Annotated in this window: 14 protein-coding genes; 12 read left to right on the top strand and 2 right to left on the bottom strand. The window is 59.3% G+C overall.

Translation table 11 applies throughout. The features are described 5' to 3' along the window. The first annotated feature begins 136 nt into the window (after positions 1 to 136). Together thiC and cytX are read left to right on the top strand one after the other, a co-directional pair. Positions 137 to 2,026: a phosphomethylpyrimidine synthase ThiC gene (gene thiC / locus AP059_RS16590; RefSeq protein WP_048364468.1), complete on the top strand. Its 1,890-nt coding sequence runs from the start codon at positions 137 to 139 to the stop codon at positions 2,024 to 2,026. Between the two features lie 104 nt (positions 2,027 to 2,130). Continuing rightward, the gene (cytX, locus tag AP059_RS16585; protein WP_082706803.1) at positions 2,131 to 3,393 is read left to right on the top strand and encodes a putative hydroxymethylpyrimidine transporter CytX; all 1,263 of its coding nucleotides are present in this window, start codon (positions 2,131 to 2,133) and stop codon (positions 3,391 to 3,393) included. 57 nt (positions 3,394 to 3,450) lie between these two features. Here cytX and AP059_RS16580 read toward each other — a convergent pair whose 3' ends face one another. Then, entirely contained in the window at positions 3,451 to 4,191 is a 741-nt protein-coding gene (locus tag AP059_RS16580; RefSeq protein ID WP_059763541.1) for an RsiV family protein, read from the bottom strand. A gap of 222 nt (positions 4,192 to 4,413) precedes the next feature. Between AP059_RS16580 and AP059_RS16575 the strand changes: the two genes are divergently transcribed. From AP059_RS16575 to AP059_RS16535, 9 genes are all read left to right on the top strand, one after another. Then, positions 4,414 to 5,037, top strand: a complete 624-nt coding sequence (locus AP059_RS16575; RefSeq protein WP_059763539.1) for an NUDIX domain-containing protein — start codon at positions 4,414 to 4,416, stop codon at positions 5,035 to 5,037. Further along, complete coding sequence (locus AP059_RS16570; RefSeq protein WP_059763537.1) at positions 5,028 to 5,480, top strand: DUF1249 domain-containing protein; 453 nt, start codon at positions 5,028 to 5,030, stop codon at positions 5,478 to 5,480. Before AP059_RS16575 ends, AP059_RS16570 begins: the two co-directional genes overlap by 10 nt. Before the next feature lie 118 nt (positions 5,481 to 5,598). Beyond that, positions 5,599 to 6,414: a 3',5'-cyclic-AMP phosphodiesterase gene (gene cpdA, locus AP059_RS16565; RefSeq protein WP_059763535.1), complete on the top strand. Its 816-nt coding sequence runs from the start codon at positions 5,599 to 5,601 to the stop codon at positions 6,412 to 6,414. Positions 6,415 to 6,525: 111 nt separating this feature from the next. Continuing rightward, complete coding sequence (locus AP059_RS16560) at positions 6,526 to 7,134, top strand: YqiA/YcfP family alpha/beta fold hydrolase (protein WP_059763532.1); 609 nt, start codon at positions 6,526 to 6,528, stop codon at positions 7,132 to 7,134. A 52-nt stretch (positions 7,135 to 7,186) separates the two neighbouring features. Further along, entirely contained in the window at positions 7,187 to 9,091 is a 1,905-nt protein-coding gene (parE, locus tag AP059_RS16555; protein ID WP_048364462.1) for a DNA topoisomerase IV subunit B, read from the top strand. Further along, a complete protein-coding gene (locus tag AP059_RS16550; protein ID WP_059763531.1) occupies positions 9,091 to 10,071 on the top strand; it encodes an esterase-like activity of phytase family protein in 981 nt (326 codons plus the stop codon). Before parE ends, AP059_RS16550 begins: the two co-directional genes overlap by 1 nt. Next, complete coding sequence (locus AP059_RS16545; RefSeq protein ID WP_059763529.1) at positions 10,068 to 10,589, top strand: retropepsin-like aspartic protease family protein; 522 nt, start codon at positions 10,068 to 10,070, stop codon at positions 10,587 to 10,589. The genes AP059_RS16550 and AP059_RS16545 overlap by 4 nt, the downstream gene beginning before the upstream one ends. A gap of 11 nt (positions 10,590 to 10,600) precedes the next feature. Further along, complete coding sequence (gene parC, locus AP059_RS16540; protein ID WP_048364459.1) at positions 10,601 to 12,865, top strand: DNA topoisomerase IV subunit A; 2,265 nt, start codon at positions 10,601 to 10,603, stop codon at positions 12,863 to 12,865. A 179-nt stretch (positions 12,866 to 13,044) separates the two neighbouring features. Further along, positions 13,045 to 13,749: a PqiC family protein gene (locus AP059_RS16535; protein ID WP_177332399.1), complete on the top strand. Its 705-nt coding sequence runs from the start codon at positions 13,045 to 13,047 to the stop codon at positions 13,747 to 13,749. 93 nt (positions 13,750 to 13,842) lie between these two features. On the opposite strand, the gene AP059_RS16530 is transcribed toward AP059_RS16535, so the two are convergent. Beyond that, positions 13,843 to 15,375, bottom strand: a complete 1,533-nt coding sequence (locus AP059_RS16530; RefSeq protein ID WP_059763524.1) for an AhpA/YtjB family protein — start codon at positions 15,373 to 15,375, stop codon at positions 13,843 to 13,845. Between the two features lie 132 nt (positions 15,376 to 15,507). Here AP059_RS16530 and serB point away from each other — a divergent pair, with 132 nt between their 5' ends. After that, on the top strand, positions 15,508 to 16,722 hold the full coding sequence (serB, locus tag AP059_RS16525) for a phosphoserine phosphatase SerB (protein WP_059763521.1): 1,215 nt from the start codon (positions 15,508 to 15,510) through the stop codon (positions 16,720 to 16,722). The last annotated feature ends 76 nt before the right edge of the window (positions 16,723 to 16,798 follow it).

Raw genomic sequence — 16,798 nt, 5'->3', positions numbered from 1 at the left:
TGCCGTCCGGGATCGATTGTTCAAAAAATGAGCAATCCTTCGAGGTCGTCACTCAGCACCCAGTCCTTGGGTGCACCCGTACATTTTTCAGGTTCTCCCTCCGACAATCCGCCTGGATGCAGTCTGGAGAGCCGTGATGAGTACAAAACCAAAAAACGCGATCAATCTCAGTGACTCGGCAAAAGTCGATGAGCAGTCGGTCAAGCCGTTTACCCGCTCGCAAAAAGTCTACGTACAGGGCTCGCGCCCCGACATTCTAGTGCCGATGCGTGAAGTCAGCCTGGATGTGACACCCACTGATTTTGGCGGCGAAATCAACGCCCCGGTATTGATCTACGACACCTCTGGCCCGTATACCGACCCGTCTGTGCAGATTGACGTGCGCAAAGGGTTGGGCGACGTGCGTTCGGCATGGATCAATGACCGGGCGGACACCGAACGCCTGCCGGGCCTGAGCTCGAACTTCGGGCAAATGCGCCTCGACGACGTTGAACTGACCAAGCTGCGTTTTGCCCACGTCAAAAATCCGCGTCGGGCCAAGGCCGGTGTCAATGTCAGCCAAATGCACTATGCGCGTCAGGGCATCATTACCGCCGAGATGGAATACGTCGCCATCCGCGAAAACATGAAGCTGCAAGAGGCGCGGGCGGCGGGCTTGCTCGACCAGCAACACGCCGGTCACAGCTTCGGCGCCAACATCCCCAAGGAAATTACCCCCGAATTTGTCCGCGATGAAATCGCCCGCGGTCGCGCCATCATCCCCGCCAACATCAACCACGTTGAGCTGGAGCCGATGATCATCGGTCGTAATTTTTTGGTGAAGATCAACGGCAACATCGGCAACAGCGCGCTGGGTTCGTCCATTGAAGAAGAAGTGGCCAAGCTGACGTGGGGCATTCGCTGGGGCTCGGACACGGTCATGGACTTGTCCACCGGCAAGCACATTCACGAAACCCGCGAGTGGATCATCCGCAACTCACCCGTGCCGATCGGCACCGTGCCGATTTATCAGGCGCTGGAGAAGGTCAACGGTGTGGCCGAAGACCTGACCTGGGAGCTGTTTCGCGACACCTTGATCGAACAGGCCGAGCAGGGCGTCGACTACTTCACCATCCACGCCGGTGTGTTGCTGCGTTACGTGCCGCTGACCGCCAAGCGGGTGACCGGCATCGTGTCCCGGGGTGGCTCGATCATGGCCAAGTGGTGCCTGGCGCACCACAAAGAGAACTTCCTCTACACCCACTTCGAAGACATCTGCGAAATCATGAAAGCCTACGATGTCAGCTTCTCGCTGGGTGACGGCTTGCGTCCGGGTTCGATTGCCGACGCCAACGATGCTGCGCAGTTCGGTGAGCTGGAAACCCTGGGCGAGTTGACCAAGATCGCCTGGAAGCACGACGTGCAGTGCATGATCGAAGGCCCGGGCCATGTGCCGATGCAGTTGATCAAAGAGAACATGGACAAGCAGCTGGAGTGCTGCGACGAAGCGCCGTTCTACACCCTTGGCCCGCTGACCACGGACATTGCGCCGGGTTACGACCACATCACCTCGGGCATTGGTGCGGCGATGATCGGCTGGTTTGGTTGCGCCATGCTTTGTTATGTCACGCCTAAAGAACACTTGGGCTTGCCGAACAAGGATGACGTGAAGACCGGGATCATCACCTACAAGATCGCGGCCCATGCTGCGGACTTGGCCAAAGGCCATCCGGGTGCGCAAATCCGCGACAACGCGTTGAGCAAGGCGCGGTTTGAATTCCGCTGGGAAGACCAGTTCAACCTTGGCCTGGACCCGGACACTGCGCGCTCTTACCACGACGAAACCCTGCCTAAGGACTCGGCCAAAGTCGCGCATTTCTGCTCCATGTGCGGGCCGAAATTCTGCTCGATGAAAATCACCCAGGAAGTGCGCATCTACGCCGCCAACCAACGTATCGACGCCATTGACGTCGATGTTGCCAAAGGCCTTGCCGAACAGGCCGAGCGCTTCAAGCAGGAAGGCAGCCAACTGTACAAAAAAGTCTGATGTAAACCGCGCCAGTCCATCTGGCGCACCTCTCCCGTAGCCGCTGGACGCAGCCTGCGCCAGCGGCTACACCGGGCTTTATCCTTCTTTTTGAGATTCATCCCTTGAACACACCCGGCCTGTATTCCCCTGACGTGGCGGTGCCTTTGGATAAGCGCGTTTTCGGCACCCGCGACCTGTTTTCACTGTGGTTTTCGCTCGGTATTGGCCTGATGGTGTTGCAGACCGGTGCGCTGCTGGCACCGGGCTTGGGTTTGTCAGGCGCGTTGCTGGCGATTGTGCTCGGCACGCTGGTGGGCGTGGCGCTGTTGGCATCGGTCGGGGTGATTGGCAGCGACACCGGCCTGTCGTCCATGGCGGCGCTCAAGCTCAGCCTCGGCAGCCGTGGTGCGATGCTTGCGGCTCTGCTCAACGTGTTGCAACTGATTGGCTGGGGCTCATTTGAAATCATCGTAATGCGCGACGCGGCCAGTTTGCTCGGCGCCCGCGCGTTCAGCGAAGGCAGCTTATTGAGTAACCCGCTGTTGTGGACGCTGTTGTTCGGTGCGTTGGCGACGTTGCTGGCGGTGAGCGGGCCGCTGACGTTTGTGCGCAAAGTGCTGCGCAAGTGGGGGATTTGGTTGCTGTTGGCAGCTTGTGTGTGGCTGACCTGGAACCTGTTCGCCAAAGCCGACCTGCCTGCGTTATGGGCGCAGAAGGGCGATGGTTCGCTGCCCTTTGCCGTGGGTTTTGACATCGCCATTGCGATGCCGCTGTCCTGGCTGCCTTTGATTGCCGATTACTCGCGCTTTGGTTCACGCGCAAAAAAAGTGTTTGCTGGCACTGCATTGGGGTTCTTCATTGGCAACGTCTGGTTGATGAGCTTGGGCGTGGCCTACACCCTGGCGTTTGCTCCGAGCGGTGAAGTCAATGCACTCCTGTTGGCGCTGGCCGGGGCAGGGCTGGGCATTCCGTTGCTGCTGATTTTGCTTGATGAGTCTGAAAACGCGTTCGCTGATATCCACTCGGCAGCGGTTTCGGGCGGGATCTTGCTCAAATTGAAGGTCGAACATTTAGCGTTGACCATCGGGGTGATCTGCACCTTGATCGCCTGTTTTGCGCCACTGGCGCAGTACCAGAACTTTTTGTTGCTGATCGGCTCGGTGTTTGCACCATTGTTTGGCGTGGTGTTGGTGGATCACTTCATCTTGCGCAAGCGCAGTGCGCAGGTGGCCCCGGCCTTGTTTCGCCGGGCGGCGTTATTGGCGTGGTTGGGGGGTGTGAGCCTGTATCACCTGCTGGCCACTGTGTGCCCGGACGTGGGCGCGACCTTGCCCGCATTGGTTGTGGCGGGTGCATTGCAGTGGGCAATGGGCCGTCACCGCTAAAGGCCCTCACCCCAAGCCTCTCCCGGCGGGAGAGGCTTGGGGCGGTGTTTATTGACCCTAAGCTGGGAACCACTCTGGTTTAAGAATCCCGTTCAAACGCGAATAAGGGATCTTTAGTTCAACATGGCCTTCGGAGTACGGCGCAATGCTGTACACGTCGTATTTCAACACCACGTTGTCTTTGAGCAGGGCTACGTGCGGGGTTTGCTGGAACGGCCAGGTCTTCACGAATTCCGGGTCATTGCCAAAGCGGGTGCTGATTAACCAGTTGTTGTGCGCCACTTTGCCTGCGGCCCAAAACGCCTTTTCCTGGCCTGGCACCAACATGTCCTGCAAGGTCACTTCTTTTTGGTCTTTGCGCGAATAGTTGATAAACCCGCGCCCCGGCATGCCATGCGCGCCGCCGGTGTCCAGGTAGCTCGACAGTTCGACAATCACCAGGCCGTCATGCTGCTCACGTACCTTGGCCTGCAAGTAGCTGCTGTAGCGGCTTTGCGCGGTGCGTAAAAACTGTTCGCGGTAAGCATTGAGCGACGGCGCCACTTTATCTTGCGGCGAGTTGACGGTCATTTTCAGCAGGCGAGCTTCAATCAGCGCGTCCAGCTTTGGTTCGTCTGCAAAATGCACAGTGTCAATGTTGACCAGCGGGCAGTCCTGGCCTTTGCAACCGGCCTTGAGCTGCTCCGATGCATCGGGCGTAATGGCCAGCGGCTTTGGCGCAGACGCTTGAAACACGCTTTGGCAGGCGCCCAGGGTCAGGGCGATGCAGGTCATGGAGGCAATCTTTAAAAGCGACATGGTCGTCCTTCATCAACAAAACAAAAGCAAAAATTATGGTGGTTTGACTGCCCACAAAGGCATCAGTTCGCCACTAAGCTCAATAGTGTCAATTAGAGTTGGTTTGCAGGTGATCCGTCTATCCCCGTGTCAGAAAAGAGGCTGCATCGCAGCGCGCCGGCGCGTTAGGATGCGCGATGCCGTGGGCCACCCCGGCGAGTATTTGCCAGCAAGAGGTTTTACATGACGGATATCACCCGGGCCACGCCCAGCACAGTCGAGATCGTAAAGCGCGAACAGTGTTTTAAAGATTTTTATCAACTGGATCGCGTGCACCTGCGCCACGAACTGTTTGCCGGTGGCATGAGCCGTGAGATCAGTCGCGAAGTGTTTGTGCGCCATGATGCCGTGTGTGTACTGCCCTACGACCCGCAACGTGATGAAGTGGTGCTGATCGAGCAGTTCCGGGTCGGCGCGATGGGCAAGACCGATACCCCGTGGCTGATCGAACTGGTGGCCGGGCTGATCGACAAGGAAGGTGAGGTTGACCCGCAAGAGGTGGCCCACCGCGAAGGCGAAGAAGAAGCCGGGGTGACCTTCTCCTCGTTATGGCCCATTACCCGCTACTTCCCGTCACCGGGCGGCAGTACTGAGTTTGTGCATCTGTTTTTGGGGCGTTGCAGCACTGAAGGCGTGGGTGGCTTGCATGGGCTTGAAGAAGAGGCAGAAGATATCCGCGTAACAGTTTGGGCGTACGAAGAGGCGCTACAAGCTGTACGAGATGGACGGATTTCCAATGCGGCGAGCATTATTGCCTTGCAATGGCTGGCGCTTAATCGCGCGGAGGTGAGGGGGCGATGGTCGTAAATGGGGGGCGTGACCGTTATCGGGTCGACTTGATTGGCTTGCAGGCTGCCTGCGAAGCCAACTATGCGCGCCTGATGCGTTTGCTACCCGACATGCGCGAGCAGCCGGACGTGCGGCGGATCGCCGTGACCCAGGGGGATCAAATGCTCGGGGTGCTGACCCTCGAAGTGATGCTCGAATGCCCGTATACCAGCACGTTGCGCGTGCGCCAGGAACATAGCTTGCCGTGGCTGCCGGTGCCTGAGTTGCAGGTGCAGGTGTACCACGACGCTCGCATGGCCGAAGTGATTGGTGCCGAACACGCGCGCCGCTTTCGCAGCATCTATCCTTACCCCAACGACGCCATGCACCAGCCGGATGAAAAAGCCCAGCTCAATGTGTTTTTGGGTGAGTGGTTGAGCCATTGCCTGGCGTGCGGTCACGAATACGCACAAGTGCGCTAGGCAGTAGGCGCTGGCTGCGATCTTTTGATTCATGGGTTCGCGGTGCGAGTTGGTGTTCAGTCTGCAAGACGCAGTGGCATAATCGCGCCATTCATCGACGCCTCCCGGGAGAGCTGCCTTGCCGAGTGTATCCACGCTGACCACCGACGCCCCGGTGCTGCTGGTGCAGCTGTCCGACAGCCATTTGTTTGCTGACGCAGATGGCTCGCTGTTAGGGCTCAAAACCGCCCAAAGCCTGCAACAGGTGATTGCGTTGGTACGCGCCGAGCAGCCGTCTATCGATGTACTGCTGGCGACCGGCGATCTGGCTCAGGATGGCAGCGTTGCGGCGTATCAGCAGTTTCGGCAGGCCACCCAGCCGCTCGCGGCGGTGGCACGCTGGCTGCCTGGCAATCATGACAATGTCCAGCATATGGCGGCGGCCGCAGTGCAAAGCCGTTTGATGGAGCCGCGTGTCGATATCGGCAATTGGCGTATCACGTTGTTGCACTCCAATGTCGCCAACAAGAGCTACGGCTATCTGGAAGACAACCAGCTTCAATTATTGGCGCAATCGTTGAGCGAAGCCCCGGATCGCCACCATATGGTGTGCCTGCACCATCACCCGGTCGCGGTGGGGTGCGAATGGATCGAGCCGATCGGGCTGCTCAACGCCGAGGCATTTTGGGCCGTCATTGACCGTTTTCCGCAGGTTAAAGCAGTGCTGTGGGGGCATGTTCATCAGCCCTTCGACCAGCAGCGCAACGGACTAAGGCTGCTGGCCACGCCTTCGACCTGCTTCCAGTTCGCGCCTCACAGCGCCGATTTCAACGTCAGCAACGAGGCGCCCGGCTATCGCTGGCTGCGCCTGCAACCTGATGGCACTTTGCAGACAGGCGTGTCGCGGGTGGCGCACTTTGACTTCGAACCCGACTATGGCGCGGGTAAATATTGAGTACTGGACAAACTTACAGATGATGGGTCGAGTCATTCACCCCGAGTCAGGCTAAACTGCGCGTCTTTCTCAAGGCTGCGTCTGGCTGAATTTGTTCTCGGGAGTAACGGCATGTCGGGTTCCATCTTGTATATCCACGGTTTCAACAGTGCGCCCGAGTCGAAAAAAGCGACGCAGTTGAGGTCAGTGATGCAGCAAATGGGGCTTGATGACCGGTTGCAGGTGCCGGCCTTGCACCATCACCCGCGTCAGGCCCTGATGCAGCTCGATGCGGCAATCAGCGAGCTGGGTAGCCCGCTGCTGGTTGGCAGTTCACTCGGCGGCTACTATGCGACGTATCTGGCCGAACGGCATGGCCTCAAGGCCTTGCTGGTCAACCCTGCCGTCAGTCCGCACCGGATGTTTGACGGTTATCTGGGGACGCAAACCAACCTGTACAGCGGCCAGACCTGGGAGCTGACCCATGACCACGTTGCAGCCCTGGCTGAACTGGAAGTGTCGGCTCCGCAAGACCCGCAGCGTATTCAAGTGTGGTTGCAGACCGCCGATGAAACCCTGGACTACCGCCACGCCGAAAAGTACTACGCAGCATGTGCCTTGCGTATTCAGGCCGGTGGCGATCACAGTTATCAGGGGTTTGCCTTGCAATTGCCAGCGCTGCTGAGTTTTGCCGGGATTGCTGCGCAACAGTTTCAAACCATCGACTTTGCGGCCCTTTAAGGCGCCCGTCGAATGACCCTTATTTTTCATTTACGACTAACGACGAGACCCTATGGCCACTCCCAGCGCTAGCTCTTATAACGCCGACGCCATCGAAGTCCTCTCGGGCCTCGACCCGGTGCGCAAACGCCCCGGCATGTACACCGACACCAGTCGTCCGAACCACTTGGCGCAAGAAGTCATCGACAACAGTGTCGACGAAGCCCTGGCAGGGCACGCCAAGTCGGTCAACGTCATCCTGCACGCCGATCACTCGCTGGAAGTCAGCGACGACGGGCGCGGCATGCCGGTCGACATCCACCCCGAAGAGGGTGTGTCTGGTGTCGAGCTGATCCTCACCAAGCTGCACGCGGGCGGCAAGTTTTCGAACAAGAACTACCAGTTCTCGGGCGGTCTGCACGGGGTTGGCATTTCAGTGGTAAACGCCTTGTCGACTCAGGTTCGGGTCAAGGTCAAGCGCGACGGTAACGAGTACCAGATGACCTTCGCCGATGGCTACAAAGCCACCGACCTGGAAATTGTCGGCACCGTGGGCAAGCGCAATACCGGCACCAGCGTGTACTTTGCACCGGACCCAAAATACTTCGACTCACCCAAGTTTTCGGTCAGCCGCCTCAAGCACGTACTCAAAGCCAAGGCCGTATTGTGTCCGGGGTTGCTGGTCACCTTTGAAGACAAAAGCAGCGGTGAAAAGGTCGAATGGCATTACGAAGACGGCCTGCGTTCTTATCTGGTCGATGCGGTCAGCGAATTCGAGCGCCTGCCGGACGAGCCGTTTTGCGGCAGCCTGGCGGGTAATAAAGAAGCCGTCGACTGGGCATTGCTGTGGTTGCCGGAAGGTGGAGACAGCGTTCAGGAAAGCTACGTCAACCTGATCCCGACGGCTCAGGGCGGCACCCACGTCAACGGCCTGCGCCAAGGTTTGCTCGACGCAATGCGCGAGTTCTGCGAGTTCCGCAGCTTGCTGCCGCGTGGCGTGAAGCTGGCGCCCGAAGACGTGTGGGAGCGCATTGCGTTCGTGCTGTCGATGAAAATGCAGGAGCCGCAGTTCTCCGGCCAGACCAAAGAGCGTCTGTCATCGCGTGAAGCCGCGGCGTTTGTCTCCGGCGTGGTCAAGGATGCCTTCAGCCTGTGGCTCAACGCGCACCCTGAGCTGGGCATGCAGTTGGCCGAACTGGCAATCAACAACGCGGGCCGCCGCCTCAAGGCCAGCAAAAAGGTCGAGCGCAAGCGCATCACCCAAGGGCCGGCGTTGCCGGGCAAGCTGGCAGACTGCGCCGGGCAAGACCCGATGCGTTCCGAGCTGTTTTTGGTCGAAGGTGATTCCGCTGGCGGCTCGGCCAAGCAAGCGCGGGACAAAGAGTTTCAAGCGATCCTGCCACTGCGCGGCAAAATTCTTAACACGTGGGAAGTCGACGGCAGCGAAGTGCTGGCCAGTCAGGAAGTGCACAACATCGCGGTCGCGATTGGTGTCGATCCGGGCGCGGCCGATATCAGCCAACTGCGCTACGGCAAAATCTGCATCCTTGCCGACGCCGACTCTGACGGTTTGCACATCGCAACCTTGCTCTGCGCGTTGTTCGTGCAGCACTTCCGGCCCTTGGTCGACGCCGGTCACGTGTATGTGGCCATGCCGCCGCTGTACCGCATCGACTTGGGCAAAGAGATTTTCTACGCGCTGGACGAAGCGGAACGCGATGGCATTCTTGATCGTCTGGTGGCCGAGAAGAAGCGTGGCAAACCGCAGGTCACACGATTCAAGGGTCTGGGTGAAATGAACCCGCCGCAATTGCGCGAAACCACGATGGACCCCAATACGCGTCGCCTGGTGCAGCTTACGCTGGAAGATTTCGCCGCTACGTCAGAAATGATGGACATGCTGCTGGCGAAAAAACGCGCCGGTGACCGCAAGTCCTGGCTCGAATCCAAAGGCAACCTGGCGCAGGTGCTGACCTGATGCGCAGAGCCTTGCTGGCGCTGCTTTTGCTGGGAGCAACACCGGTGCTGGCCCAGACATGGCCAGAACTGGTGTTGCAGTCCGAGCATCCGGTTGAAGGCATGCGCGGCGCTAACCTGTCGGGTTTGGCGATGTGTCAGGGCGAAATGTGGGCGGTGTCTGACCGCGATGACGATCAGATTTACCGTTTGGATACCCGTTATCCCGAGTGGCTGGCCAATGAGGTCAGCATCAACGTGCCCGCGCCGCCTGAAAGCGGTCTGCCGTGGGGCGTGCGCATGATGGGTAAAGCTATCGCCCCGCTGCGCGGTGGCGATCTGGATTTCGAAGGCATCACCTGCGACGCAGCGGGCAACCGCTACGTGGTCAGCGAGTCGTATGCCGCAGTGTTGATGGTTGCGCCACAGGGCAATGCCTCGTGGCTGAAAATCGATTCGGGCCTGGTTCGACAGGCGCGCGCCAGCGGCATGTTGCTGCATTTCAACGCCTTGTTTGAAGGCATTGCGGTAAACCCGCAGGGCAATCAGATCTGGCTCGCGGCAGAGCGCGAACGCCGCGGTTTGCTGACGGTGCGTAAAAAACAGAGCGTGTGGGATTGTGAAGACGGCTGCGTGATCATGAGCGAAGCCGGGCCTGAACAACCGCCCGTTCAACTCAAGGCCAAACCGCAGTCCAAAGACTTCTCCGACCTGGCCTTGTTCGACGCCAAGCTGTTTACCCTTGAGCGCATGGCTTATCGCATTTGCCGTCGTACGCCGAGTACCGGCGAGGTTGAGCGCTGCTGGTCGTTCGCCCAGGACGCATTGACCGATGCCCGGCGTTACACCTCGGCCTACGGCAATGCCGAAGCGCTGAGCATTGACGACAAAGGCGCATGGGTGGGTGTCGACAACGGCAACCATGTACGCGCCGATGGTGAAAAACGCCCGGTCGTGTGGCGTTTCGCTGCCCCGCAAGGTGGCTGGAGTGCAAAACCATGAGCCAGCAACCACCGGGCAAGGGTGCCGGTCGTGTGTTTATGATCGTGGCCTGGTGCGCCGGTTTGTACTTGGCCACGCATTTTTTTGGGCGTTGGGAACAACGTCAGCAAAACCCCAACACTGAAGTGACCTCGCAGCAGGGCGAGGGCTACATCGAGGTCAAGTTGCTGGCCAACGTGCAGGGTCACTTCGTCGCCAACGGCCGCCTGAACAATGTGCCGGTGGAATTTTTACTGGATACCGGGGCCACCGATGTGGCGGTTCCGCTGGATTTAGCCCGGCAATTGGCCTTGCCCAAAGGCGTGGCCGTGACCCTCAACACCGCCAATGGGCGGGCGCAGGGCTATCGCACGCAAATCGAGCGTCTGCAACTGGGCGCCATCGTGTTGCGCGACGTACGCGCAGTGGCGGCTCCGGGGCTGGAAGGCGAACAAGTGCTGCTGGGCATGAGCGCGTTAAACAAACTTGAATTTACCCAGCGCGGCGGCACCATGCTGCTGCGCCAGACAACGAACTGAATGAGGTCCGCATGAGCGACTCCCTTGATCTCAGCTTGGACGGCGTAGAACGCCGGTCACTGGCCGACTTCACAGAACAGGCCTACCTCAACTACTCCATGTACGTGATCATGGACCGGGCCTTGCCGCACATCGGTGACGGCCTCAAGCCCGTACAGCGGCGTATCGTGTACGCCATGAGCGAGTTGGGGCTGGACGCCGATTCCAAGCACAAGAAATCGGCACGTACCGTCGGCGACGTGCTCGGCAAGTTTCACCCGCACGGTGACTCGGCCTGTTACGAAGCGATGGTGCTGATGGCTCAGCCGTTCAGCTACCGCTACACGCTGGTCGACGGCCAGGGTAACTGGGGTGCACCGGACGATCCCAAGTCTTTCGCGGCCATGCGTTACACCGAAGCACGTTTGTCGCGCTACTCCGAAGTGCTGCTCAGCGAGCTGGGCCAGGGCACGGCGGACTGGGTGCCGAACTTCGACGGCACAATGGACGAGCCTGCGGTATTGCCTGCGCGTTTGCCGAACATTTTGCTCAATGGCACCACCGGCATTGCCGTGGGCATGGCCACCGACGTGCCGCCGCATAACCTGCGCGAAGTGGCCACTGCCTGCGTGCGTTTGCTCGACGAACCCAAGGCCACGGTTGAGCAGCTGTGCGAACACATTCAAGGCCCGGATTACCCGACCGAAGCTGAAATCATCACCCCGCGCGCCGATCTGTTGAAGATCTACCAGACCGGCCGTGGCTCGGTGCGCATGCGGGCGGTGTATCACGTTGAAGACGGCGATATCGTTGTCACCGCGTTGCCGCACCAAGTGTCGGGCGCCAAGGTGCTGGAGCAAATCGCGGCACTGATGCAGGCCAAGCCGACCAAGCTGGCCATGGTCACCGACCTGCGTGACGAGTCAGACCACGAAAACCCTTGCCGTATCGTGATCATCCCGCGCAACAACAAAGTCGATCTCGACGAACTGATGCAGCACTTGTTCGCCGTGACCGAGCTGGAGTCCACGTTCCGGGTCAACATCAATATCATCGGCCTGGACGGTAAGCCGCAGCTGAAAAACCTGCGTGCCTTGCTGGTGGAATGGCTGGAGTTTCGCATCAACACCGTGCGCCGCCGCTTGCAGTTCCGCCTGGACAAAGTCGAGCGCCGCCTGCACCTGTTGGACGGCTTGCTCACCGCGTACCTGAACCTCGACGAAGTGATTCATATCATTCGCACCGAGGAGCACCCCAAGGCCGAGCTGATTGCCCGTTTTGGCCTGACCGAAACCCAGGCCGACTACATTCTCGACACACGCTTGCGCCAACTGGCCCGCCTTGAAGAGATGAAACTGCGCGACGAGCAGGACGCGCTGCGTAAAGAACAAGCCAAGCTGCAAGCCTTGCTTGGCAGCGAAGCCAAGCTGAAAAAGCTGGTGCGCACTGAGTTGATCGAAGACGCCAAAACCTACGGTGATGACCGTCGTTCGCCTATCGTGGCCCGTGCAGAAGCCAAAGCGCTGTCGGAAAACGAGCTGGTGCCGACTGAGCCGGTCACGGTTGTGTTGTCTGAAAAAGGCTGGGTACGTTGCGGTAAAGGTCATGACCTCGACGCGACGGGCTTGTCCTATAAAGCAGGCGATGGCTACAAAACAGCGGCGGCGGGGCGCTCCAATCAATTTGCCGTGTTCATCGACTCCACCGGGCGCAGCTATTCGGTGGCGGCCCACACCTTGCCGTCGGCCCGTGGTCAGGGTGAGCCGTTGACCGGCCGCCTGACACCGCCACCGGGTGCCAATTTTGAATGCGTGTTGCTGCCTGAAGACGATTCGCTGTTCGTGATCGCCTCCGACGCCGGTTATGGCTTTGTGGTCAAAGGTGAAGACCTGCAAGCCAAAAACAAAGCGGGCAAAGCGTTGTTGAGCTTGCCTAAAGGCGCCAAGGTGATGCAGCCGCGTCCCGTCACGGATCGCGAGCACAACTGGCTGGCCGCCGTGACCACCGAAGGGCGTTTGCTGATTTTCAAAGTCAGCGATTTGCCGCAGTTGGGCAAGGGCAAGGGCAACAAGATCATTGGCATTCCCGGAGATCGGGTAGCCAGTCGCGAAGAGTACGTGACTGATATTGCCGTGCTGCCAGATAACGCCACGCTGGTGTTACAGGCGGGCAAGCGCAACCTGTCGCTCAAGCCGGATGACCTGGAACATTACCGTGGTGAGCGCGGGCGGCGTGGCAATAAATTGCCGCGTGGCTTCCAGCGCGTGGATGCGATGTTGGTAGAAACGCCAAATTAAGCCGATTTAGAGCGTCCGATCTGCGTTTTTTCGCGTAGATCGGCGCTACGAGGCTGGAGTCGAACCGGATATTCGCGGATGATATGGCGCACTTCTGGCATCGCTCATGGCGACGAGCCCAACGAATTTTTCGAGAATCACACTGTGGCGTGCCTGATGGTTGCCACCTGGATGGAATGATGAACGTTCTGCGCCTTCCTTTAATTGCGTTGCTGACGGGCGTGCTCGGCTTGGCGGGGTGCACCACGCACCAGCCTGCGGCCTTGTACCAACTGGACAGCGGCACACCCGGCCAGCCTGCGCAAAGCGCTGGCATGGCGGTGGTACTTGGCCCGGTGACCGTGGCTGACTACCTGCAACGTGAAACCTTGTTGCAACGTCAAAGCGACGGCAGCCTGAGTGCGGCCACTGATGGTCGGTGGGCGGGTAGCTTGTCGGCTGACATCGACCAACTGCTGCTTCGTCAACTGGCCTGGCGCCTGGACAGCCAGCGCGTTGTGTTGTCGCCAGCCCCGGCGAGCTTCAGTCCTGACGTGCAAGTCTTGCTGTCGATCACGCGGTTGGATTCCGGCAAAAATCAGCCTGCGATCCTGGATGCCCAGTGGCGCTTGATTGATCGTCGCGGCCAGGTACGTGACAACCGCATGGTGCATCTGGAGAAGTCGCACGATGGCTCTACGGCCTCGCAGGTCAAGGCGCAAGGCGAGTTGTTGCAACAGATGAGTCAGCAATTGGCAGTGGCGCTTAAGCCGTTGGCCAATCAACCGCCTGTGGTGGATGCGCGCAAGCCGGAACCCAAGCCTGCTGCAAAGCAAGAATCTGAAAAGCCTCGCATTCCGATGGCTTCACCGATTCGTACCGACATGGAAGTGTTTCGCTTCTGAGCCGGTGGCTGAAACCAAAAAATCCCGCACATGTGCGGGATTTTTTTTGGCGCCTCAAAAGCCGTTCACCCGCAGGGTGAGGGGCTGCAACGGTTACCCGCGTTTCTCATGCATGCGCGCCAGTTGGCGTTCGAGCATCGAGGGGTAAGGTTCCATCAAGCGTTCTACGCAACAGGCACCTTCAGGGCTGGCAATCGGGCGGATACGCGCACGTTGGCGAATAAGGGCATCGTCACTGATCTTGCGTTCCACCAGCAGCAGGTTGCGGCTGTGTTGCGACAGTGCCAAAGCATCCTGCGCCGTTTCAGTCAGCAACAGGTCGATCTGGCTCATGCCCGTCAGCCCTTCGCCCAGCACCAGGCCCAATTGCAATTGCAGGGTGATGCCGCTGTCAGCCACTTCAATTTGCAAGGCATGGCCCAAGGCGCGCAGCAACTCGCCGCAGCATATGGCGTTGGTCAGGTAGTCGTCGCCGCTCTCTTCGCTGTGGAACAGCATCAGCGTACTGCCATCGTTCAATGTATGCAGTTCGCTTTCGTACAACGATGCCGCCTGTTCAAGGCAATCGCGATAGCGCTCAAGCAGCTCGGTCAAACGCGCGCGGGGCAGGCGGCGCAGTTGATCTTGCGCGCCCAGTTGCACGGCCAGTACTGCGCTGGGTTGCGGCGCGGCAGGTACGAGCGGTTTTGGCTTGGCCTGCGCAACAGGGGCAGCACTGTTGTCACGCACATCGGCAAACGGGTCTTCTTCGGTGTCGTCTTCTTCGGCGTGGATCACATGACGCGCAACGGCTTTTGGCGCAGGCACAGCCGGCGTTTCGTCAAAGCTTGGGTCGCGCAGGCTGCGCACCTCAAAATGAGGCTCGTGATCGTCGGCGTCCTCGTAGTCGCTGTCGTCGTACTCCGGCTCAGGTTCTGGCTCGGGTTCCGGGGCCGGTGGTGCCAGACGCGTGTGAAGCTGACGCGCCAGATCGCCGATTTCATCCTGACGGTTGATGGCCGGGGTGTACGGGTCGGGTTCGCGCAGCCAGACACGCAGTTGCAGCAGCGGGGTCGAAATATGACGGCCCAGACGCAAGCTCAAGGCCAGGGCCAACGCCAGCAAGATAGCGCTGAGGATGCCCATGCTTTGCAGGCTGATGGTCATCGGCTGCTGGAACTGGTTCATGTCGAGGCTGATGCGCAGATGCCCGGCGGTCACGTCCTGGAACGTGATCTTGGTCTGATACATGCCTTCGGCTTCACCCAACAGTCCGTTTTTGGGACGTTCCCCGGCTTCCGCGAGGATGCGGTTGTCGACGCTATAAATAGCAGCGTGGGCCACCAAGGGGTTTTTGGTCAGGTTGTTGAGCAGCACGTTGAGGCTGAGGATGTCGTTGGACACCAGCAGCTCAGTCGCCGAGGTGGCGGTTTGCGTGGTCAGGCTCTGACCCAGCGCATCGGCTTGTTCGTGCATGGCTTGCTTGAATTGCAGGCCCATGACCACGGCGTAAATCACCAGGGCCAACGCGACCAGAATCACGTTATGGCTGGCAATACGCAGCGCAAGCGGAACGCGACGATCGCGCAAGGCCCGGAAGATCAGCAGGAAGAAGTTATCGGTTTTTACAGGCAATGGCCGGTTCACTGAGCGCGGCTCTTAGTCCGTTAAGTTGGTGCGCAGTATAGCGAGCAGCCCTGAGGCGGCAAAGCCTTGGCGATGCCCGATGGTCACTGAAAGTGGGTAGAATGCGTTTTTTTTAGCGAATGGGGGTGTGCCTTGCGCGAAATCGTCTTGATAAACATCACGGGTGAGGACCGTGCGGGTCTCACAGCGGCCATTACCGGTGTATTGGCCAACAATGGTGTGAACATGCTCGACATCGGCCAGGCCGTCATTCATGGCGTTTTGTCGTTGGGTTATCTGGTTGAGATCGAGCAAGCCGATCAGGTGTCGGCGGTGCTGAAGGACCTGCAACCCTTGATCGCCAATGAAGGGCTGCAACTGCGTTTCGACCCCATCACCGAAGCGCATTACCAGCGCTGGGTGAACGAGCAAAGCCAGAAGCGTCACGTGGTGACGCTGATGAGTCGCCAGGTCACAGCCCAACAGCTGTTGCGCGTGACCTCGGTTATCAGCCAGCACGGGTTGAACATTGAGCAGACCGATCGCCTGTCGGGCCGCGTGCCGCTGGATGCACCCACCCATCTGAGCAAAAGCTGCATCGAGCTGCGCGTGACCGGCGAAGTGGCGGACCTTGAGGCTCTACGGGCCGAGTTCTTCGACTTGTCGCAAGCGCTTAATATCGACATCGCGCTGCAAGAAGACACCCTGTTTCGGCGTAATCGCCGCCTTGCGGTCTTTGATATGGACTCGACCCTGATCGAAGCCGAGGTCATTGATGAGCTGGCAAAAGCGGCGGGCGTCGGCGACAAAGTGGCCGCTATCACCGAGCGGGCGATGGCTGGCGAGCTGGATTTCAAAGCCAGCTTCAAGGAGCGCCTGGCGTTGCTTCAAGGGTTGGACGTGGGTGTGCTGGATGCCATCGGTGCGTCGCTGCGTTTGACCGAAGGCGCAGAGGTGCTGTTCGCCGAACTCAAGCGTCTGGGCTATAAAACTGCCATTTTGTCAGGCGGCTTCACCTACTTCGCCAAACAATTGCAGGCCAAGTTGGGCATCGACTACGTATTTGCCAACGAGCTGCAAGTGGTCGACGGCAAGGTGACTGGTGTGGCGGTTGAGCCGATTGTTGACGCGCAGCGCAAAGCAAACTTGCTGCGTGAGCTGGCACAAAAGGAAGGCTTGAGCCTCGAACAGACCATTGCGGTGGGTGATGGCGCCAATGACTTGGCCATGCTGGCCATTGCAGGGTTGGGTGTGGCGTTCCGCGCCAAGCCGCTGGTCAAGAAGTCGGCCAAGCACGCGATTTCAACCTTGGGCCTGGACGGCGTGTTGTATCTGTTGGGTCAGCGCGACCGTAACAGCCAGGGCTAAACAGAACGTGTCGTTGCGCAGGCGGCGATAAGGGCCCAAGGCCCTTCGCTTTTAGCGGGGCCGCTTTGCGACCCCT

This window comes from Pseudomonas sp. TAA207 (assembly GCF_001529285.1).
Taxonomy (GTDB): Bacteria; Pseudomonadota; Gammaproteobacteria; order Pseudomonadales; family Pseudomonadaceae; genus Aquipseudomonas; species Aquipseudomonas weihenstephanensis.
This window is presented reverse-complemented; position numbering and strand designations above follow the sequence as displayed.